Here is a 20,157-nt window from a genome sequence, read left to right as displayed (position 1 = left end):
TGGCGCGGGATGACGGGAGGCGTGCATCCCGACACAGTTCCAACGGTAAGCCAGATGACAACCATTCTCAGAACTGTAAACCTGACCAAGCGCTTTCCCGGCGTGATTGCCAATGAGGACGTGAATTTCGACCTCCAGAAAGGTGAAATCCACTGCTTGTTTGGTGAGAACGGAGCCGGGAAATCGACGCTCTCTTCCTGTCTTTTCGGTTTCTACCAGCCGGAAGGCGGAAGTCTGGAATTGAACGGGGAGCCGGTCAAATTCCGCTCTCCGCGCGATGCGATCCACGCCGGGATTGGGATGGTGCACCAGCATTTCGTGCTGGTTCCCGATTTCACGGTGCTCGAAAACATCGTGGTGGGCACCCACGAACACGGCTGGCAACTGGGGCTGGATGAGGCCCGGAAGCGGGTAGCCAGCCTGTGCCGGGAATATGAAATCGATCTTGAGCCCGACGCTCTCGTGCGGGATCTTGCGGTGGGGCAGCAGCAATGGGTCGAGATCCTCAAGGCGCTGTACCTGGGGGCCAAGGTTCTGATCCTGGATGAGCCCTCCGCGGTGCTGACGCCCGAGGAATCGATCCGTCTCTTCCGCATTATCAGCCATATGAAAGAGCTGGGCCTTTCCATCATCCTGATCAGCCACAAGATGGTTGAGGTGATGCAATCCGACCGGGTGACCGTGCTGCGCAAGGGCAAGGTGGTCGGCACCGTATGCCCGGATGAGGTCACGCCCAAAGAGCTGACCCGGATGATGGTGGGCCGTGATATCGAACTCCGGGTTGTCCGCGACCGATCAAATAAAGAAGCCGCGAAAGAGCCAGTGCTGGTGGTCGGCGGCCTGAGTTACCGCGACACCCGCGACAATCTGATGCTGGACCAGGTTACACTGACCATCGGCCGCGGCGAGATCCTCGGGCTGGCAGGGGTGTCCGGCAATGGCCAGAAGGAGCTATTCGAAGTTTTATCAGGCATCATTGTCCCCGGTAGCGGCAATGTCACCCTGGCGGGTGAACGGATCGAAGGGCTGCCCTCGCGCCACTACATGGATCGCGGTGTCGGGCTGGTGCCCGATGACCGGTTCCGCGAAGGGCTGATCCCCGAATTCGGCATCCAGGAGAACATGATCCTGGGCTGGCAGCGTCACGACGATTACACCCAAGGCCCCTTCCTGAACCACAAGCAGATCGGCACCATTGCCGAAGGGCTGATCGATGAGTTCCGGATCAAGGCGCCCTCGGCCGACACGCCGGTCAACCACCTGTCCGGCGGCAATGCGCAAAAGGTGATCCTGGCCCGCGAATTTGTGCATTCGAACAAGCTGTTGCTGGCCAACCAACCGACGCGGGGCCTTGATCTGGGCGTGATTGAATACGTGTACAAACAGATCATTGCCAAGCGCGACGAAGGCTACGCAGTGCTGCTGGCTTCGGAAGAACTGGAAGACCTGCTGAACCTTTCGGACCGCATCGCGGTGATCTCGGGCGGCCGGATCACCGGTGTGGTCGATCCTGAAAACACATCCATCGAAGAAATCGGCCTCTTGATGGCCGGAGAAAGAAAGGAGGCGGCGGAATGACCTCCATCGAACGCGATACTCCTGCTCCCCGTCCGGTGACCCGGATCCGGATCGAGCCGCGGGTGAACCGCAAGCCGCTCTGGACCTTTGCAATGTATCTGGCGGCAACCCTGTTTGGGCTGCTGCTGTCCGCGCTCTTGGTCTGGACCAGCGGTGCGGATGTGATCAAAGCCTTCTCGGCACTCTTGAACGGGGCTTTTGGCAGCCAGAAGGCCATCATCGCCTCGCTTGCCAAGGCAACCCCGCTGATCCTGACCGGCCTGGCCACGGTGGTGGCCTTCCGCGCACAGGTCTGGAGCATCGGGCAGGAAGGCCAAGTCTATGCTGGCGCAATGGGCGCCTATACCGGCTATCTATTGTTCGCGGGGCTGCCGCCTGCGCTGTTCGTCTCCGCCATTGTCTTGTGCGGTATCATTGGCGGCGCGGTTCTGGGGGCGCTGGCTGCGATCCTGAAAGACCGGTTCGACGTGAACGAGATCATCTCCACCGTGATGATGAACTATCTGATCGTGTTCCTGCTGTCCTGGCTGATCGGCGGCGGCCCCTGGACCGAAGTCTCTACTTCGGTGGTCTATCAGCAGACTGGCCCGATTGGCGAGGCCGCGCATTTGCCAGCGCTTATGGGCAGCGGCAAGCTGCACCTGGGATTTGCATTCGCCCTTGTTTCGGCGCTGGTTTGTTACGTGGTGCTTGAAAAAACGCCGCTGGGCTATGAGATCCGCGCCCTTGGCTACAACCCGGTTGCGCTGGCCTACCGCGGCACCAACATCGGACGCACCATCATCCTGGTGATGATCCTGAGCGGTGCGGTTGCCGGGCTGGCGGGCGTTTCCGAAATCTTCGGCACGGCGCACCGGCTGCGGTCCGACACGCTGTTCAACCTCGGCTACACCGGCATCATCATCGGCATGATCGGCGGCCTGCGCCCGCTGGGAACCGTGGCCGCGGGGATCGTCTTTGGCGGGCTCAGCAGCGGCGCGCTTTATATGAAACTTCTGGCACAGGTGCCTGCCTCGCTGGTCCCGGCAATGGAGGGCATCCTGATGCTGACCTTCCTCTGCGCCGGCGTCGCGGCCCGCTACAAGATTGTGAGGGTCAAGACCGATGGGTGAATTGTTTCAGGAAGCCATTCTGGTCAGCATTCTGGCCGGCATGATCCGCATCGCTACGCCGATCCTGTTCGCGGCCATCGGCGAGCTGGTGACCCAGCGCGCCGGGATCTGGAACATGGGGGTCGAAGGCACCATGCTGATGGGAGCGTTCACCGCTTACTTCATCGCCACAGCGACGGGATCGGTTTGGCTGGCGGTGCTGGCTGCTATGATTGCCGGCGCGCTGGTGGGGCTGATCATCGCCTTCATGACGGTGACCATGCGGGTCGACCATTTCATCACCGGGCTGGGTATCAACCTGCTGGTTGCCGGCCTGACGCTCTATTGGTTCCGCATGTACATCAAGGGCCGTGCGCAGCCGACTTTCGACGGTTTCGACAACGTGGCCATTCCCGGCCTCAGCGCGATCCCCTTCATTGGCGAGATCCTGTTCGACCAGCGCCTGCTGACTTACATGGCCTTCGCTGCCGTCCCGGCGGTCTGGTATCTGCTCTACCGTACCCGCTGGGGGCTGGAGCTGCGCTGCCTTGGCGAAAATCCCAAGGCGCTCGACATCAAGGGCCTGAGTGTGAGCGCTCGCCAATACGCCGCCGTGCTGTTCGGCAGCGTGATGACCGGGCTTGGCGGCGGCTTCCTGATGCTGGGGTTTTCCGACCGCTTCCTGGCCGACATCACCGCAGGCCGCGGCTGGCTGGCCATCGTGGCGCTGATCGCGGGCAACTGGATGCCCAGAGGCGTGCTGGCTGCGGTGCTGGTCTTTGCCCTGCTCGAAAGCGTCGCCACGCATGTGCAGGTTCTGGGCATCGACGTGCCGCATCAGATCTTCCTGGCGCTGCCCTATCTGGCCTCGATCCTGCTGCTGATGGGATTGCGCCGCCAGTCCCGCCAGCCGCAGCGCCTCGGCATCCCCTATTTCCGCTGATCCTAAAGAGGAGGTCATTCATGACCCATACGAAATGCACTGATCCGGTAGTCCTGGAGCAATGGCATCCGCTGATCTCGGATCGTGAGCTGGCAGATCTTGGAGAGTTCCGGACCACCCTTCTGGAGCGTCCGCTGACCATCAAGCATGGCGCGAGAGGTATCGCTACTGTCACGGCAGATGGACCGGGGGCAAGCCCCAAGGTCTTGCAGCAGTACGGTTATGTCTGGGCCAGTTTCGGCCAGGATCCTAACTCGCTTTTCCCATTTCCCGAATTCGAGGAACCGGACCGCAGGTTTGTGCCAACCGGTGTCTTTGGCGTCAATGTGTCGGCGGGCCGGGCGGTTGAGAACTTTCTCGACATGGGCCATTTCCCTTATGTCCATACCGGCATCCTGGGCGAGGAACCCCATACCGAAGTCAAAGAATACGATGTCGAAGTGTCCGAGACCCGGGACGAGGTTGTGGCAACCCGCTGCCGGTTCTATCAGCCCAAAGCGGCGCTGGCCTCCGACGAGGGCGCGGACGTAGAATACACATACCGCGTGCCCCACCCGAACTGCGCGCTTCTTTACAAGTCCAGCCCGGCAGACCCCAGCCGCCGTGACGTGATCTATCTTTTCCTGCAGCCGATGGGCGAGGAATGGGTGCGGGCGCATACCGGCATGTGCATCCTGGACGAGGACAACACAGACGAGTCCATCCGCTATTTCCAGCAGGTGATCTTTGGCCAGGACAAGCCGATCCTGGAAAACCAGCACCCCAAGCGCCTGCCGCTGGACCCGCGCGCTGAAACCCCCATCCGCGCCGACAAGACCGCAATCGCATACCGCCGCTGGCTCAGCCAGAAAGGACTCACCTATGGTGTGATCTCGGTGGCGGCGTGACCAGAAATCCGGGAGTTTCTCATGACAATTGATCTCAGCCAGTGGCATCCGATTGCGTCCAGCAGCGATCTGCCTTTGCGGCACGTCTATCAGGCGCAGCTCCATGGCCGTGAGTTCGCCGTTTGGCGCGCTGACGACCAATACGTCAACGTGTGGGAGAACCGTTGCCTGCACCGGGGGGTTCGCCTGAGCGTCGGGCTGAACGACGGCAAGGAGTTGAAATGCCTGTATCACGGCTGGCGCTACTCCAACCGTTCAGCAGGCTGTACATACATCCCAGCGCACCCGGCGGACGCCCCGGCACGCACGATTTGTAACCGGACCTATCCCGGGGTCGAAGAAAAGGGGCTGGTTTGGTCCGCGGTCGATCCGGCTGGCGACTTCGAACTGCCAGAGGTGCTAAAGGGCTGTGACCCGCTTGTCCTGCGGCCAATCCCGCTGAATGCGGCCCCCGGCCTTGCGCTGTCGCGGTTGGCGGACCTGAAGCTGGAGGGCGGCACCTCCAGGCAGATTGCCTCTACTGGCAGCTATTCTCATCTTGCTTTTGATGGCCTCGATTTGCCTGAGCTGGTTTTGTTTGTTCAGCCGGTCGACGCGCACCGTTGCGTTCTGCGCGGCGTTTTGAAGGCGGTGCCTGCCGATCCGGCTGGGACGCTGCGCCAGTTCAACACGGCCCTGAACCGGCTGCGCACCCTGATCGAGGCGGCTGCTGCGGAAGCCCCCGCACCTGAGCCGATTGCGGTGGACTTTCGGCCTATTGACGAAGAGTTGGCTTCAATGCCGGAAATCTCACGCTCAGGCCCCAAGGCAGAGCTGCGCGTGACCGTTGCCCGCAAGTGGGAGACCTCCGAAGGCGTTGCCGCCTTCCGGCTGGAGCCGCTGAGCGGCGCGCTGCCGACCTTCCAGCCCGGCGCCCATATCGACGTGCATCTGCCCAACGGCATGGCACGGCAATACTCCATTACCAATGGGCCGGGTGAAGGCGGGCATTATACTATCGCAGTAAAACGTGAGCCGGACAGCCGCGGCGGGTCCGAGTGCCTTCACAACGCGGTTCAGACCGGGGATGTGCTGGCGATCTCGGCACCGCGCAACAATTTCCCGCTGCGCCGCGATGCAGTCAAGGTGACGCTGGTGGCGGGTGGCATTGGCATCACTCCGATGCTGGCAATGGCGCGGGCGCTTGATGCCCAGGGTATTGCCTTCGAACTGCACTATTTCGCGCAATCCAAGGCGCATCTGTCCTTTCCTGAATTGCTCAATGAGCTGGGTGACAGTGTCGTGACGCACCTGGGGCTCAACCCGGCCGAAACTAGCGCCAAGCTGAACGAAATCCTGGCCGATTACGGATTCGCCCGCCACCTCTATATCTGCGGCCCGGGCCCGATGCTGGAGGCTACCCGCGACGTGGCAGCCAAGCAGGGCTGGCCCGACGAGGCAGTGCATTTCGAGTACTTCAAGAACACCCAGGAGATCGACGACAGCTCGACCTTCGAAGTCGCGCTGGCCCGCTCGGCCATGACGCTGCAAGTGCCTGCGGGCAAGACAATCCTTGAGGTGCTGCAGGAGAACGGAATCGAAGCCCCAAGCTCCTGCGAGCAGGGCGCCTGCGGAACCTGCCTGGCCACGGTGATCGAAGGCGAGCCGGATCATCAGGATGTCTATCTGACACCCACAGAGAAAGCTGCCGGTGACAAGATCATCACCTGTGTCAGCCGGTCGAAGTCGAACCGCCTGGTTCTGGATATCTGAGGAGCGTGTGATGAAACTCTACGATTATGAGCTTTCGGGCAACTGCTACAAAATCCGCCTGATGCTCAGTATTCTTCGGGTCGGCTATGAGACGCAGACCATTGATTTTTATCCTGGGGCGGAGCACAAGTCGGACTGGTTTCTGGAAATCAATCCGCTAGGCCAGCTGCCGGTAATCGAGGATGAGGGCCGGGTGCTGCGTGATGCGCAGGCGATCCTGACTTATCTGGCGGTGAAACACGATAACAGCAGCCAGTGGTATCCGGCCAGCGAACCAGCGCGCTTGGGCGAAGTTGCCCAATGGCTGGCCTTCGCCGATGGCATCACGGGCACGGCTTCGGCTGCCCGGCTGCATGACGGTCTGTTCTACGATCTTGACGTGGAGGCTGCGCGCAAAGGCGCACACCGCCTGTTCCGCATTCTCGATGAGCATCTTTGGTTTGCAGAGCAGCAGGGACAGGATTGGATCTGCTCTGGCGATCACCCGACCATCGCGGATATTGCCTGCTTCCCTTATGTGGCGCTGTCCGAAGAAGGCGGTATCTCCCGCCAGGATTACCCGGCGATCCGCCGCTGGATGGATCGGGTCAAACGCATCCGCGGATTCGTAGGCATGTCGGGTGTCTTCCCCGCAAGCCCCGCTGCAGACGGCAGCGCACAGACGGCGGCCTGAACACAAACTCTCTCCCCTAGCCGGCCACTCTGTCCGGCTATCCTGGGCGTCCGGTAATTGCTTGCTAACTCCTGCCGGAGGCCCGCCTTTTATCAAGATAAGGACCAATCACATGATCAAGACCCGTGCCGCCGTAGCCGTTGCTCCCGGCAAGCCGCTGGAGATTATGGAGGTGAACCTGGAAGGCCCCAAGGCGGGCGAGGTTCTGGTGGAAATCAAGGCCACCGGCCTGTGCCATACGGACGAATTCACCCGCTCGGGCGACGACCCGGAAGGCATCTTTCCGGCGATCCTAGGCCATGAGGGCGCCGGCGTCGTGATCGAGGTCGGCGAAGGCGTGACCTCGCTGAAGCCGGGCGATCACGTCATTCCGCTCTACACCCCGGAATGCCGCGAGTGCGACTACTGCCTGAACCCGAAAACCAACCTCTGCCAGGCGATCCGCTCGACCCAAGGCCAGGGCCTGCTGCCCGACGGCACCACCCGCTTCTCGATGGAGGACGGCACCCCGATCCACCACTACATGGGCTGCTCGACCTTCGCCAACCACACCGTGGTGCCGGAAATCGCGCTGGCGAAAATCCGTGAGGACGCGCCGTTCGACAAGGTCTGCTACATCGGCTGCGGCGTCACCACCGGCATCGGCGCGGTGATCAACACCGCCAAGGTGGAAATCGGCTCGCGCGCGGTGGTCTTCGGCCTCGGCGGCATCGGCCTCAATGTCATTCAGGGCCTGCGGCTGGCCGGTGCAGACCAGATTGTCGGCGTCGACCTGAACCCGGGCAAGGTGGAGATGGCCAAGCACTTCGGTATGACCGATTTCGTCAACCCGGCCGAGGTCGAGGGCGATCTGGTGGCGCATCTGGTGGAGCTGACCGGCGGCGGCGCCGATTACACCTTTGATGCCACCGGCAATGTGAACGTGATGCGCACCGCGCTGGAATGCGCGCACAAGGGCTGGGGCGAGTCGATCATCATCGGCGTGGCGCCTGCCGGGGCCGAGATCTCGACCCGGCCGTTCCAGCTGGTCACCGGCCGGTCCTGGCGCGGCACCGCCTTCGGCGGCGCCTCGGGGCGCACCGACGTGCCCAAGATCGTCGACTGGTACATGGACGGCAAGATCGAGATCGACCCGATGATCACCCACAAGCTGACGCTGGATCAGATCAACGAAGGCTTCGAGTTGATGCATAAGGGCGAAAGCATCCGCGCCGTGGTGGAGTTCTGATTCATGGAACTGATCGAAAGCACGGTATGCTTCGGTGGGAAAAACGCAGTTTACAGGCATCCTTCAGATGCCTGTGGCTGCGATATGACCTTCGGCATCTACCTGCCGCCCCAGGCCGAAACCACTTCGGTCCCGGTCCTGTGGTACCTCTCAGGTCTGACCTGCACCCACGAAAACGCCATGTCCAAGGCAGGCTTGCAGAAGTTCGCAGCCAAGCGCGGCCTGGCACTGGTCTTCCCGGACACCTCGCTCCGCGGAGAAGGAGTGGCCGATGACGAGGCGTATGATCTGGGCCAGGGAGCCGGGTTCTATGTAAATGCGACACAAAAGCCCTGGGCGCCGCATTTCCGGATGTACGATTATGTGGCCAGGGAGCTGTTTTACAAAGTTTGCAGCAGTTTCCCTGTGACAGAAAAACATGGCATCACTGGGCATTCCATGGGAGGGCACGGAGCTCTGACTCTTGCGATACACAACCCTGCCCAATACCAATCAGTTTCCGCCTTCGCTCCAATCGCGAACCCGACCGAGTCCGACTGGGGGCGTAAGCAGTTGGAAGCATATCTCGGCGGGGACCAGGCGCGGTGGGCCAATTATGACGCAAGTTTACTTTTGTGCCGAACTGGCTGGGAACGGGATATTCTCGTGGATCAGGGTAACGATGATCAATTCTACGAGTTATTGCGTCCAGGCACGCTAACTGAGGCGACCCGGTCATCGGGAGTTGCTCTCACCTACAGGGAGCATGAGTGATACAATCACAGCTACTATTTCGTGGCCAGCTTTGCAGAAGATCACATTAACTGGCACGCAAAAAGGCTAGGCTGACTTTCCGGTCCGAGCAATTCGGCCGCGTAATCCTGCAGGAAGCTTAGCTCCGCCCAACCAAGTAAACTGTTTTCGCTTCGCTTTTTGCTTAGCAGGAAATGCTGCACAATGCACGGACGACAGGTTGGAAGGGCTGCGCCGCAGCATCCACGGTAAACGCTGGATGTCTCCTTTGGGCCGGACATGGAAGCAGGCTGTTGGAGTGCGAGCGTGCCACCTATAGTTGACAATCCGATCTGAGCAACATATTTAATCGGGCATGCAAGGAGGTCTTGCATGCACATTGATATCGCGGAGGTCGCGCTATGACACAGGTCACGCTTTCAGTGATCATTGGACGGTTTCAGCCTTTTCACAAAGGGCACCGTAAGCTTTTCGAACATGCTTCACAAATCTCAGATCAAACGTTGACGCTGATCGGATCGGCTTTCCGGCCGAGATCAGAGAAGAACGCGTTCAAATGGACGGAACGGGCGGATTTCATCACCACGGCGATGAAAGCTGCGGACTGCACTGCGGATATAACCTGCCTGCCGCTGGTCGACACGCTGTATGACGACAGAACCTGGGCAGGCAATGTGCGCACGGCGATTGATCTTCACTTGCGAACCCAAGGGGTTGCGCGGGCGGATGCCCGGATTGTTCTGGTCGGGCATGATAAGGATGAAAGCAGCCGCTACTTGCGCTGGTTTCCGGAGCTCGAAGCTGTCTCAGTAGAGGCGGAACGCAACGGATCCACTGTTTTGAATGCCACCGACATGCGCGCCGGGCTGTTCCTGGATAAAGCTCCCGTTGCGAAATTGCGTGACACCTTCGGTGCGGTTGAAACCGATCAGGTTGTTTCATGGATGGAGCAAAACACAAGCGCTGTGGCTCAAATCCGCGCAGAGGCGGCGTATAATCAGGCCTATCGCGAGAACTACCGAAAGGCAGTTGCCGCGTTTGGACATGAAATCCCTGCGGACTGCGCCGATGCTGTGGTGGTCCAGAACGGGCATATTCTGCTGGTCGAACGGGCCAAGGCTCCGGGGCAAGGACTGTATGCCTTGCCTGGTGGGCACCTCCAGAAAGAAACTGCGCAAGAGGCGGCAATCCGCGAGCTGATCGAGGAAACCCGTCTGAACATTCCGCGCAAGCTGCTGGAAGGCCGGATCGCCGCGCGGCAGGTGTTCGACCACCCGGATCGCTCCGAACGCGGCTGGGTGCGCACCGAGGCGTTCAAGTTCGAGCTGATTGATGGCAAGGCGCAGGAAAAGGTCAAAGGCGCGGATGACGCCAAACGCGCCTTCTGGATGCCGGTCAACCAGCTGACCCCGGATGTGATGTTCGAAGATCACTTCGACATCATTCAGGCTTTGGTGCCCAATGTGCCCTTTGCCTATTCTTCGGTTCTGATGAGCCGGATGCACTGAATTCATCGGCCCCGCCGGAGCCATGATCCCCAGCCTGCCGGGAGGTCCGGCACGGCTTCACATATCCAATCCAAGGAGGACTGGAGCCATGATGATGCAAACATCAAATTTTGCAAACAGTGTTGCTGCGGGCAATTTCCTGCTCGACGCGGACAGCTACAAATACAGCCACCCCAAGCAATTTCCCGAAGGCACTGAACAGGTCTTTGCCTATATCGAGCCGCGCCGCCCCGATGGTGAGATTGATGAAGTCCTGTTTTTCGGTCTTCAGGCTGAACTGGTGAAGCTGGAAGGGCGCATCGTCACCCAAGCCATGCTGGACGAGGCCGCCCCCTTTATCGAAGCCCACGGCCTTTCGCTCTACGCCGAAATGTTCCAGCACATCATCGACGCGCACGGCGGGCGTTTGCCGGTGCAGATTGATGCGCTGGCAGAGGGCACGATTGCCCCGGTTTCGATCCCGCAGGTCAGGATCGTGAACACCGATCCCAAGTGCTGGGCCTTGCCCGGCTTCCTGGAGACCCGGCTGCTGCGCGCTGTCTGGTATCCCAGCACCGTCGCGACCATTTCCAACTACGTGGTGCGGCAGATCCGGGACCGGCAGATCCGCACTGACGGCAGCGACGAAGGCCTTGCCTTCAAACTCCACGACTTCGGTGCGCGCGGCGCCACCAGCGCCGAAAGTGCCGCAATCGGCGGAGCCGCGCACCTGGTGAATTCGATGGGCACCGACACCGTGGGCGGGCTTGTGCTTGCCCGTAATGTCTACGGTGCCGATATGGCCGGTTTCTCGATCCCCGCGACCGAGCACAGCACCGTGACCTCTTTCGGCGCGGATGGGGAGCTGGACTTCATGCGGCAGTTCCTTGCGGACAATCCCCAGGGGATCATCGCCTGTGTTTCGGACAGCTACGATCTGATGCGGGCGGTGCGGGAGTATTGGGGCACCGAGCTGCGCGACACGGTATTGGCACGTGACGGGGTGCTTGTCGTTCGCCCCGACAGCGGCGACCCGATGCAGATCGTGCCCGATGTGATCGAGGCGCTGATGGAGAGGTTCGGCTATTCCCTGACCCCGAACGGCTTCCGCATCCTGCCCGGCCAGGTGCGGGTGATCCAGGGCGACGGGGTAAACAAGACCTCTATTGTCCGGATCATGGACCGGATGATCGAGCGCGGCCTTTCCATCGGCAACATCGCCTTTGGCATGGGCGCAGGCCTGCTGCAGAAACTGGACCGGGATACCTTCTCCTATTCGATGAAAACCTCGGCCATCCGCGTGAACGGGGAATGGCGCGATGTCTTCAAGGATCCGGTCACTGCCGCAGGCAGCAAAACCTCGAAGAAGGGGCGCCTTGGCGTGATGGAAACAGATGCGGGCAGGTTCGTGACGCGGCCTTACGGCAATATCCCATCCGGCCATGATGCACTGAAAGTGGTGTTTCGGGATGGAGAGATCATCACCCGTCAGAGTTTTGACACCATTCGAAAACGCGTTGGCCTGGTCGCGTGATTGCTACCCTACCAAGGCCGCCTTGTTCTGCAGGGTGGCCTTGGCCTTCCCTCAATAACCCTCAAATCCGTTTGGATGCTGAACTCACGGTGAAAGTCTGCCCGTGATAAGCTGCATTACAGCGTTGGCGCTCATAGCGAACATCGGTTCAGGGCCGTCCTTGAAGACGGCCCATAGCCTTAGATTTCAATGGCCTCTGCAATCGCAAGAGCATCTTCTAACTCAACGCCGAGATATCTAACAGTGCTGTCCATCTTGGTGTGACCCAACAGGAGCTGAACGGCGCGCAGATTGCCCGTCTTCTTGTAGATCTGAGTCACCTTGGTGCGCCGCATGGAATGGGTGCCGTATGCGCTCGCCTCCAGACCAATCGACGTCACCCAGTCACGGACAATCCGTGCATACTGACGGGTTGAGATGTGAAGACGTTCGTGAAACCGACCGGGCCATAGGTATTCAGATCCGACCATCAGCGGGTCTTGCATCCACTTTTCCAGTGACGCCCGCGTGCCTTCAGAGATTTCGAAGCGTACAGGTTTCTGCGTTTTGCTTTGCAAAACCGATGCGCGTTCTTTGATTTGGCCTGATGCCATAACGTCGATGACCTTCATTTTGACAAGATCGCAACCGCGCAGCTTGCTGTCGATTGCCAGGTTGAAGAGCGCAAGATCTCGTTGGTTACCAGCGAGCTCGAGTCGAACCCTGATCGCCCAGACATGTTTGGGCTTCAATGGTCGCTTTTGCCCAACAATGCGCCCCTTATTCCAAGCGGGACGAAGTGCGCGAATGGCAGGTAAGTTGGCAATGGTCATGATGGTTCCTCCCATCCGCCACGACCCACCACAACGCCAACCGGACGTTGACAATCCAAGGTAACACTCTCAGGTTCAATCGCGGACAAAGGCAGGAACGAGCCCACAGCGGACCTTGATCGCTTCCAGGCTTTCGCATGTGCAGCGCGACGCAGTCGGCTGACGGCGCAATACGGTCATTGACTGGTTTGCAAAGGGAAGATGGCTGAGCGTGACGGAGCTGACATTTAACCGAAAGCCAACTATCGATGCTATCAATCGATCCTGAGCTGGCCTTCACTGGTGCAGAGTCCCGCGTAACCACACACGCGTCCATTCACATCCGGGGTTATTGCCGAACTCCAAGTTTTTCTAAAGCAGCATAAGCCTCGGTCACGAGATTGGCGATGATTGTTCCTGCAGGGTCAACTTGATTTACGAAGCATGCGGACTGTCCCATATCGATCATACCCCGTCTGTAGTCACCGGACCGGATTGCCTCCCACGTCGCGCTGCCTTCAACAAGCGGGCGGTAGGTTTCGAAATCGGCTACCCCTTGGCGTTCCAGTTCCAACACTTTTTGGGTCGCATCGTTCGAGAGAACCCGGTGGTGGTGATTGAAAATGGACTGAACAACTACAGTATTTGTCCCGTCGCTTGCCGCTACCCGCGCCTTGATTGCCTCATGCGGAATTGCCTCTTTTGCGGCCATCATGCGTGTCCCTATCAGCACGCCTTCGCATCCCATCGCAAACGCCGCAGTCACTTGGCTGCCATGGCCAATGCCGCCGCCCAGGATAACTGGTAACGGTATTTCCTGCGCGCCCTGAGCGCCTTGAACAAAACTTCCGACCATCTTGGGTCCAGGGTGGCCGCCGCATTCCGCGCCGACCAGAATGACCGCGTCAACTCCTAACTTTGCAGCCGATTTGCCGTGGCGAACAGTTGGAACCTTGTGCAGAATTTTGACACCTGCTTGCTTCAGTGGAGGAATAAGATCGTTGGGTCGTGCACCAGATGTTTCGACAAATGGAACTTCCATGTCACACACCACGTCCACCAAGCGCCTCAGGTCCTGGTCACTGTCTTGATGATTGGAAATGTAGAGGTTAACGCCAAACCGATCACTTTGCGCCAGATCACGGCATCGCTGAATTTCGTCCCGCAGTTTTTGCGGGTCCGGAAAAGTCAAAGCGGATAAAAAACCGGTGGCGCCTGCACGTACAACCGGGGCGACCAGGTTAGCCCGTCCCAGCCACATCATGCCGCCCATTAGAATGGGATAGCGAATTTTCAGCGTCCGTGTTACCCAGCTGTCAAATAGCAGATCGCTGCCGGCCAGTTGATGCTTGGCGAATTCTGTCATCTCACTTTAATCCCGTCTCTAAAGCTTAACCAGTTGCTTGCCGAAGTTTTCCCCCTTCAGCATCCGTACAAATGCACCGGGCACAGCCTCGATCCCTTCGGCGATATCTTCGCGTGTCTTGAGCAGGCCTTGCTGATGCCAAGACAGCAGATCAGCGGCGGCGTTTGTGTAGTCTTCCTCAAAATCATCCAGTAGAAATCCCTGGATCCGGGCACGCGTGATCAACGTCTGGCGCAAATGCCGCATCCCTATGTCCGGTTTGTCAAATTTATCGGCCAGCGCGATAGTTCCAACAATGACGACCCGCCCAAATGTATTGAGGTTGAGCATTGCTGCGTCATGAAGAGGCCCGGCAGTGTTGTCCAGAAACACATCAACACCGTTGGGACAAGCCGCAGCAACATCACCAACTAAATCGGTAGATGTCCGGTGATTGATACCTGCCCGATATCCTAACTCTTTGCACCAGGCGACCTTGGTATCAGTTCCAGCAATTGCGACGGGATCAAGCCCTCTGATACGCGCGATTTGGCCAGCAATCTGGCCCACAGCACCGGAAGCTGCAGATATCAATACTGTTTCACCTTCTTTTGGTGCCCCGGTTTTTAGAAGAGAGAAATAGGCCGTCAGACCGGGCATCCCAAGATAACTCAGCGCCGCTTGTGCAGGCGCAGATACAGTATCGACAATCTTGGCGGAACCGGCAGGGATCGTACTGAAGGGCTGCCATCCAAAATAGTCACTTATAACCACGTCACCGGGCTTAAAGTCAGGTGAGTTTGAGGCAATCACTTCGCCGATCCCACCTCCTTTCATCAAGCCGCCCAAAGGGATGCCCGCCGCATAATTCTTAGCCGGGCTAATTCTGCCCCGCATGTAAGGATCAACCGACAGCCACATGGTTTTGACCAAAAGCTCACCATCTACTGCATCAGGTATGGCGCGATCCTCTAGCGTCCAATTGTCAGGTGTGGGCATGGCGGTGGGGTGGCTTCTCAACACCCAGCTTGGATTTACGGTCATTGTTTGGCTTTCGATCTTGTTTCACTGTTTAAGCTTTTTTGTACATTGAGTAGGTTTTCGAGGTAATATATGAATTCTGAAGACACTATCTCATTCCACGAAAGAGTGATGCTATGGATATGTTTGCCGCTATGCGCGTTGTCACTGAGGTTGCGCGCTTGGGAAGCTTCGCGGCTGCTAGCACAGAGTTGCGGTTATCCGCGGCGTCCGTCAGTCGAGTTGTTGCCGATCTGGAAGCAGACTTGGGCGTACGTCTCATCAATCGCACAACACGCCAAATGAATCTGACAGATGCTGGGTTGGAATTCGTTCAACGAAGCTCTGGCTTGCTCGAAGAAGTGGCTAACATGCGGAACGCTGTTCACGAGCGCCACGCTGCTCCGCGCGGGCGGCTACGCGTATCCTGTGTTGCCGCGTTTGGGAACGAATGTCTGGCACCGGTGTTGCCTGAGTTCATGGACAGATTTCCCGAACTGGAGGTTTCGTTAGAAATCAGCAACCGCACAGTTGATTTGATTGAGGAGCATTTTGATGTCGCAATTCGGGTAGGGCCATTGCAAGATTCATCACTGGTTGCGAAGAAGATTTTCAGCCAAAAGGTGGTATTTGTCGCGACGCCTGAGTTTTTCCGTCAGTACGGGGTGCCCAAGTCACTCGAAGAGATAAGGAGCCTGCCTTCTGTTACACAAATTAGCGGAGAATGGGGGCGAAGTCAGCGCTTCACCTATGAAACCAGTAGCGTTGAATTCGAAGCACCTCAACGTTGCACTGTAAGTTCATCAGTCGCTGCAAAGAACGCTGCTCTATCGGGAAACTGCTATACAATGCTTGGTGACTTTATGGTGGCAAGTGATATCTCTGAAAATCGTTTGGTTCGTCTTCTTCCTGAGTACAAGCCAGTCGAACAACCAATTTATGCCGTATACCCACAACGGCATTACCTGCCTCAAAAAACCCGCGTATTTGTTGATTACCTGAGCCAAAAATTTAGTGTCTAATCCGGCAAAGCAGTCATTTGTACATTGCGCAGTATTCAGTGGATTGGGTTCACTCCTGCCGCCCGCTGAATGTGGCACCAATGTCAGTTACCTGCGGTAAGCAGACGCTCTTCGTGACCGATGCTGCCTTGGCAGCGAATGACTGTTCTGTCCCGAAGGTACAGTTTCCTTCACTTGAACCTGTACCTGTCTGCAGCTTTTCCCAGCCTCTCATGAATGGGTGCAGGATGTTCGTCTGAGAGACGTTTCAAGGTTTCTATGTGGCTGTCCAGAAAGCCTTGAAACTCAAGAGGCTGCACTTCTGATGCTGCCGCCCGTGACACCAAACCGGTTTCGCCGGTCCAGTGTCCCGTCCGCAGCGAACTTTGACTGGCGGAGAACGCTTCGCGAGAACCTCAAAACCTATGATCCAGACACGCAACGGATCATTGCGGAAAACATCCGTTTCAACAGTCGTGAAAAGCGGCGGCTGCCGTGGACCATCATCCTGTGTTTCGACCAGTCTGGCTCGATGACCGACAGCGTCATCCACTCTGCCGTCATGGCTGCGATCCTGTGCGGTTTGCCGGGCGTGACGGTGAAGATGGTGCTGTTTGATACCTCAATCATCGATGTTTCTGACCAGTTGGAGGATCCTCTGGAAACGCTTCTGTCGGTGCAGCTTGGCGGCGGCACGAATATCGGGCGCGCGGTGACGTATTGCGAGCAATACATCACAGACCCGGAACGCACCGTCTTTGCGCTGATCACGGATTTTGCCGAGGGTGCCGCGCCACGCATGCTTTTTACGGCCCTTGCACGGATGGCCGAAGCGCGCGTGCGGATGGTGGGGCTGACTGCGCTCGATGATCTGGGCACACCATGCTTTGATGCAGTTACTGCCCAACGGGCGGCAGACATCGGGATGCATGTGGGCGCGATGACGCCTGATCGTTTTGCCAACTGGCTCGCCGAGGTTATGCAATGAGCCTCGCCACGCTGATCGCCACCCATGACGAAGATGCGCTGGCAGCACTGGCCAATGCCGGCATCGTTAAGCGTGCGATACGCGATCTGGCGGCAGGCAAGGCAGTGATCGAAAGTTTTACCGGCGACTTGGCAGTCGTCACCATTGGCGAAAACACGGTACGGTTTACAGGCTCCGCTTTGCAGGCTTCCAATTGCACGTGCAGTGCAACGAGCGTGTGCCGACACATGGTGCTTGCCGTGCTTGCATTGCGCGCGACACCACAGGCAGATGCGGCACCCCAAACTTCTGCTGCAGCGGAAATGGGCGCGCTGACCGAGGCAGACCTGCGCAAGTTTGCGGGTGCGGACTGGGACAAGGCGGTGACTTTGGCGCGGATCAGCGGCGGAGCCGTGGTAGCGGAGGAGGGGCTGAACCTTTCGGTGACGCTGCCCGATATCGAACACGGCGTGATGTTCCTCGCAGGTCAGGGGTTGGCGAATGCCGCTTTCAAAGGCGCCAAGAGCGCGCGTAGGCGGGTTGTGGCGGCGGCGGCCGTCGTCGCGCGCGCGCAGGCTAAGGAGACACATCCATGGAAAGATCACAGGTGCTGGACGCGATGACCCAGCTGAAGCTCTACGGCATGAAGGCCGCCTACGATGAGACCATCGCCACGGCGGCGAAGCGTCAGCACGAACCGCAACAGATCATCCGCTGCCCGGCAGGCGCATGCGCAGCATGCTGCCGAGAGGGGGCGATCTGCTGAACGCCGAGATCAGTGAGAAGCAGGCGCGCTCGATCAAATACCAGATGACGATTGCCTAGCTGCCCCTGGCGAAAGAGGTCGATGAGTTCAGCTTCGAAGGCATGCCGGTCAACGAGGCGCTGGCCCGTGATCTGGCGGCCGGAGAGTTTCTGGCGCAGCAACGCAATGTCGTGCTGATCGGCGGCACAGGGACCGGTAAATACCACCTGGCCGTCAGCATCGCTCGGGAGCATCTGCCGCGGCAGACGGGGGCGCTTCTTCAACGTTGTGGACCTGGTGAACAAACTCGATGCGGAAGCCCGCGCCGACCGACAGGGGCGCACGGCAGATCTGCTGTGCCGCCTCGACTTCCTGATCCTCGACGAGCTTGGCTATCTTCCCTTCGCACAAACCGGTGGTCGGCTATTGTTCCATCTCATCAGCTGCCTTTACGAGCGCACATTGATCATCGTGACGACCAACCTAGACTTCGGCGAATGGCCCTCGGTCTTCGGCGACGCCAAGATGACCACCGCGCTGCTCGACCGCCTTACCCACCATTGCGACATAGTCGAAACTGGCAACGAGAGCTGGCGCTTCAAAACCCGAGAATAGTCGAGCCGACGCTGGCCCGATACGGCTTCGCTTTGTGGAGGCTACACCGCATCGGGTCAGCTAACCGCACGTCAAACAGGGGGTCAATTTTGGATGCCTATAGGGGGTCAAAGTTCCATGCCGATTGACAGTGTTAGGCTTAGGTGAGCCAATTGCTGCCGTTGCCCCCAGGCATCGCCGAGCTCTGACAAGACAGCTATGCGGGTCTCAACCGGTGAAACTTGGCGGTCGGGTGAACGGCAGGATTGGGCCGTAAAGCATACTGACCTATTGATACTGCGATACCGTTGTGCGTCCTAGGACTGCTTGCCTGGGGTCACCTTAGTTGGGCCAAAGGGCGGTTTGAGGGTGGAACTGCGACCAGGCAAACCAGAATGCCTGATGGCTTCCCAGGTCGGAACCGTACGCATCAACGGCCTTCACGCCGCCGGCGTCCAATTGCAGGCGTACGTTTTCATATGAGACCTCGCGGCCACGCGTCAGCTTTGCAATTGCCTTGCTGCGCTGGAAGGCGACAGGTTTGCCTGAGGCCGTCACAACACCAATGATGTCTTCATGAATCGGCAGGCGCGGGTCGACATCTCCGACCGGGAAGATTGGGCCATTGGCGTCCCGGCCGTTCCGGAAGTCAAAGTTGCGGCCAAGTGCCAACGCCTCGACAAGCACCGTCGTTTCGGGATGTGCCCGTTTCCAGGTTCCCCAGTCCGTCGTTACGACGGAGGCCTGTTTCAGCTGCAGGTTCCTCTTCGCCAGCGGGCCGGTTACGGCCTTGCCCAGAAATGTATCGAACACTGAGTACGTATTGACGTCATACATGACCTTGTTGGATCGGATCAGCAGGCCCGAGGTGCGCAGGACCGGACGCTCAATCCCCGCAGGCAGCTGATCCGTGAAATAGGCCTGGGCTGAACCGCACAACGTGCAATAGGGAATGCCAAGATCCCGGCCGCCGAGGGTGTCGTTCACCATTTCCCGGACTTCCATAATGCGCCGCGGATATGCGCGGTATTCACCGTTCACCTCAACTCCAAAGACGATGTCGCTGTCTTTCAGCCAAATGGCTTCTTCAGCACTGCTCACCTCCGGATTGTCGGCGGCGGGAATGCAATTACAGGGGCTGTCTGTATTGTCGTAAGCACGGTCATCGATCAGGACGCCGCCCCAGGAGACGTGCCGCCAGTCGATCTCGCCCTCTGCAAAGATCCTGTCCCAGCCGGGAATGACGCTGGTGAAGATGGCGCGTTTCACGGCCAGGTAGTCAGGGGGGGGCGGAATGTCCCATGCAATAAGGTGGTCGGTAATCGCGCCCCAGCTATTGCGTCTGGGCAGCTTCTTGTCCAGCAGGCTGGAGGCTGATTTGGTCAGCGCTGCGCTGATGCTGCGCTCAGAAACGAAACGGAGCACATCACTGATGATCCAGACCAGCCGGGGGTCGCCGGACGCGGTGATTTCCTCCAGCGCCAGGTTTTGATCCGGCCCCCAGGCTTTCTGCTTGAGGCTGTCAACAAAGGCCACCTGAACGGCGGAACGCAGGCTGCCGGATAGCGGACCTGCCGGAGTTGCGGGCGGAGCGCCAAAAGCGTCGATCACATAGTCCGGGAGGACGCGCGCTTCCTGCGCCCTTGGAACGGCAGGCCAGGAAAGAGAGAGCGCCACAAAGGACGCAAGCAAGAAACCGCGGGAGGGAAATCCGGTTGCGGTATGCATGGGATGGCCTTTCGTGTGATTGCTGTACCAACTTGCTTACCGGCTGCGGGAGTGACTGCCG

Annotated in this window: 16 protein-coding genes and 2 pseudogenes; 14 read left to right on the top strand and 4 right to left on the bottom strand. The window is 58.8% G+C overall.

Translation table 11 applies throughout. From position 1 onward, the window contains the following. The first annotated feature begins 54 nt into the window (after positions 1-54). The 10 genes and pseudogenes from RA19_RS23215 (at position 55) to RA19_RS23170 (ending at position 11,905) form a co-directional block, all read left to right on the top strand. The gene (locus tag RA19_RS23215) at positions 55-1,578 is read left to right on the top strand and encodes an ABC transporter ATP-binding protein (protein ID WP_039167430.1); all 1,524 of its coding nucleotides are present in this window, start codon (positions 55-57) and stop codon (positions 1,576-1,578) included. Then, entirely contained in the window at positions 1,575-2,690 is a 1,116-nt protein-coding gene (locus RA19_RS23210; protein ID WP_052262010.1) for an ABC transporter permease, read from the top strand. The genes RA19_RS23215 and RA19_RS23210 overlap by 4 nt, the downstream gene beginning before the upstream one ends. After that, the gene (locus tag RA19_RS23205) at positions 2,683-3,612 is read left to right on the top strand and encodes an ABC transporter permease (protein WP_039167428.1); all 930 of its coding nucleotides are present in this window, start codon (positions 2,683-2,685) and stop codon (positions 3,610-3,612) included. Before RA19_RS23210 ends, RA19_RS23205 begins: the two co-directional genes overlap by 8 nt. Before the next feature lie 20 nt (positions 3,613-3,632). Next, positions 3,633-4,499 (top strand): aromatic ring-hydroxylating oxygenase subunit alpha, encoded by an 867-nt coding sequence (locus tag RA19_RS23200; RefSeq protein ID WP_039167426.1) that lies wholly within the window; start codon positions 3,633-3,635, stop codon positions 4,497-4,499. Between the two features lie 21 nt (positions 4,500-4,520). After that, positions 4,521-6,251, top strand: a complete 1,731-nt coding sequence (locus RA19_RS23195; protein ID WP_039167424.1) for a Rieske 2Fe-2S domain-containing protein — start codon at positions 4,521-4,523, stop codon at positions 6,249-6,251. A 10-nt stretch (positions 6,252-6,261) separates the two neighbouring features. Next, a complete protein-coding gene (locus RA19_RS23190; protein WP_206540300.1) occupies positions 6,262-6,924 on the top strand; it encodes a glutathione S-transferase family protein in 663 nt (220 codons plus the stop codon). A 115-nt stretch (positions 6,925-7,039) separates the two neighbouring features. Beyond that, the gene (locus RA19_RS23185; protein WP_039167506.1) at positions 7,040-8,152 is read left to right on the top strand and encodes an S-(hydroxymethyl)glutathione dehydrogenase/class III alcohol dehydrogenase; all 1,113 of its coding nucleotides are present in this window, start codon (positions 7,040-7,042) and stop codon (positions 8,150-8,152) included. 3 nt (positions 8,153-8,155) lie between these two features. After that, a pseudogene (fghA, locus tag RA19_RS23180) lies at positions 8,156-8,980 on the top strand (S-formylglutathione hydrolase). A 305-nt stretch (positions 8,981-9,285) separates the two neighbouring features. Then, complete coding sequence (locus tag RA19_RS23175; protein WP_039167421.1) at positions 9,286-10,392, top strand: NUDIX domain-containing protein; 1,107 nt, start codon at positions 9,286-9,288, stop codon at positions 10,390-10,392. Positions 10,393-10,486: 94 nt separating this feature from the next. Continuing rightward, complete coding sequence (locus RA19_RS23170; RefSeq protein WP_241479131.1) at positions 10,487-11,905, top strand: nicotinate phosphoribosyltransferase; 1,419 nt, start codon at positions 10,487-10,489, stop codon at positions 11,903-11,905. A gap of 179 nt (positions 11,906-12,084) precedes the next feature. Here RA19_RS23170 and RA19_RS23165 read toward each other — a convergent pair whose 3' ends face one another. From RA19_RS23165 to RA19_RS23155, 3 genes are all read right to left on the bottom strand, one after another. Continuing rightward, complete coding sequence (locus RA19_RS23165; protein ID WP_039167418.1) at positions 12,085-12,717, bottom strand: tyrosine-type recombinase/integrase; 633 nt, start codon at positions 12,715-12,717, stop codon at positions 12,085-12,087. Between the two features lie 328 nt (positions 12,718-13,045). Next, a complete protein-coding gene (locus RA19_RS23160; RefSeq protein ID WP_052262009.1) occupies positions 13,046-14,062 on the bottom strand; it encodes an NAD(P)H-dependent flavin oxidoreductase in 1,017 nt (338 codons plus the stop codon). Between the two features lie 18 nt (positions 14,063-14,080). Beyond that, on the bottom strand, positions 14,081-15,085 hold the full coding sequence (locus RA19_RS23155; protein ID WP_052262008.1) for an NADP-dependent oxidoreductase: 1,005 nt from the start codon (positions 15,083-15,085) through the stop codon (positions 14,081-14,083). 113 nt (positions 15,086-15,198) lie between these two features. On the opposite strand from RA19_RS23155, the gene RA19_RS23150 reads away from it, so the two are divergent. The 4 genes and pseudogenes from RA19_RS23150 (at position 15,199) to istB (ending at position 18,389) form a co-directional block, all read left to right on the top strand. Beyond that, positions 15,199-16,083: a LysR family transcriptional regulator gene (locus RA19_RS23150; protein WP_039167417.1), complete on the top strand. Its 885-nt coding sequence runs from the start codon at positions 15,199-15,201 to the stop codon at positions 16,081-16,083. A 304-nt stretch (positions 16,084-16,387) separates the two neighbouring features. Next, positions 16,388-17,050 (top strand): VWA domain-containing protein, encoded by a 663-nt coding sequence (locus tag RA19_RS23145; RefSeq protein ID WP_052262007.1) that lies wholly within the window; start codon positions 16,388-16,390, stop codon positions 17,048-17,050. Further along, positions 17,047-17,652 (top strand): hypothetical protein, encoded by a 606-nt coding sequence (locus RA19_RS23140; protein WP_039167415.1) that lies wholly within the window; start codon positions 17,047-17,049, stop codon positions 17,650-17,652. Before RA19_RS23145 ends, RA19_RS23140 begins: the two co-directional genes overlap by 4 nt. Before the next feature lie 20 nt (positions 17,653-17,672). Further along, a pseudogene (gene istB / locus RA19_RS23135) lies at positions 17,673-18,389 on the top strand (IS21-like element helper ATPase IstB). A gap of 321 nt (positions 18,390-18,710) precedes the next feature. On the opposite strand, the gene RA19_RS23130 reads toward istB, so the two are convergent. After that, positions 18,711-20,096: a DUF3179 domain-containing (seleno)protein gene (locus RA19_RS23130; protein WP_039167414.1), complete on the bottom strand. Its 1,386-nt coding sequence runs from the start codon at positions 20,094-20,096 to the stop codon at positions 18,711-18,713. Positions 20,097-20,157: the final 61 nt, after the last annotated feature.

Origin of the sequence: Leisingera sp. ANG-M1, from assembly GCF_000813745.1 — a bacterium.
In the GTDB taxonomy this organism is placed as follows: domain Bacteria; phylum Pseudomonadota; class Alphaproteobacteria; order Rhodobacterales; family Rhodobacteraceae; genus Leisingera.
Note: the sequence above shows the minus strand (reverse complement) of the source record. Positions and strands in the feature narration are given on the sequence as shown.

Excerpts from the sequence above, each read along its gene's own strand:
- RA19_RS23215 (WP_039167430.1), top strand. The coding sequence starts at position 55 with ATGACAACCATTCTCAGAACTGTAAACCTGACCAAGCGCTTTCCCGGC.
- RA19_RS23210 (WP_052262010.1), top strand. The coding sequence starts at position 1,575 with ATGACCTCCATCGAACGCGATACTCCTGCTCCCCGTCCGGTGACCCGG.
- RA19_RS23205 (WP_039167428.1), top strand. The coding sequence starts at position 2,683 with ATGGGTGAATTGTTTCAGGAAGCCATTCTGGTCAGCATTCTGGCCGGC.
- RA19_RS23200 (WP_039167426.1), top strand. The coding sequence starts at position 3,633 with ATGACCCATACGAAATGCACTGATCCGGTAGTCCTGGAGCAATGGCAT.
- RA19_RS23195 (WP_039167424.1), top strand. The coding sequence starts at position 4,521 with ATGACAATTGATCTCAGCCAGTGGCATCCGATTGCGTCCAGCAGCGAT.
- RA19_RS23190 (WP_206540300.1), top strand. The coding sequence starts at position 6,262 with ATGAAACTCTACGATTATGAGCTTTCGGGCAACTGCTACAAAATCCGC.
- RA19_RS23175 (WP_039167421.1), top strand. The coding sequence starts at position 9,286 with ATGACACAGGTCACGCTTTCAGTGATCATTGGACGGTTTCAGCCTTTT.
- RA19_RS23170 (WP_241479131.1), top strand. The coding sequence starts at position 10,487 with ATGCAAACATCAAATTTTGCAAACAGTGTTGCTGCGGGCAATTTCCTG.
- RA19_RS23165 (WP_039167418.1), bottom strand. The coding sequence starts at position 12,717 with ATGACCATTGCCAACTTACCTGCCATTCGCGCACTTCGTCCCGCTTGG.
- RA19_RS23160 (WP_052262009.1), bottom strand. The coding sequence starts at position 14,062 with ATGACAGAATTCGCCAAGCATCAACTGGCCGGCAGCGATCTGCTATTT.
- RA19_RS23155 (WP_052262008.1), bottom strand. The coding sequence starts at position 15,085 with ATGACCGTAAATCCAAGCTGGGTGTTGAGAAGCCACCCCACCGCCATG.
- RA19_RS23150 (WP_039167417.1), top strand. The coding sequence starts at position 15,199 with ATGGATATGTTTGCCGCTATGCGCGTTGTCACTGAGGTTGCGCGCTTG.
- RA19_RS23145 (WP_052262007.1), top strand. The coding sequence starts at position 16,388 with ATGCTGCCGCCCGTGACACCAAACCGGTTTCGCCGGTCCAGTGTCCCG.
- RA19_RS23140 (WP_039167415.1), top strand. The coding sequence starts at position 17,047 with ATGAGCCTCGCCACGCTGATCGCCACCCATGACGAAGATGCGCTGGCA.
- RA19_RS23130 (WP_039167414.1), bottom strand. The coding sequence starts at position 20,096 with ATGCATACCGCAACCGGATTTCCCTCCCGCGGTTTCTTGCTTGCGTCC.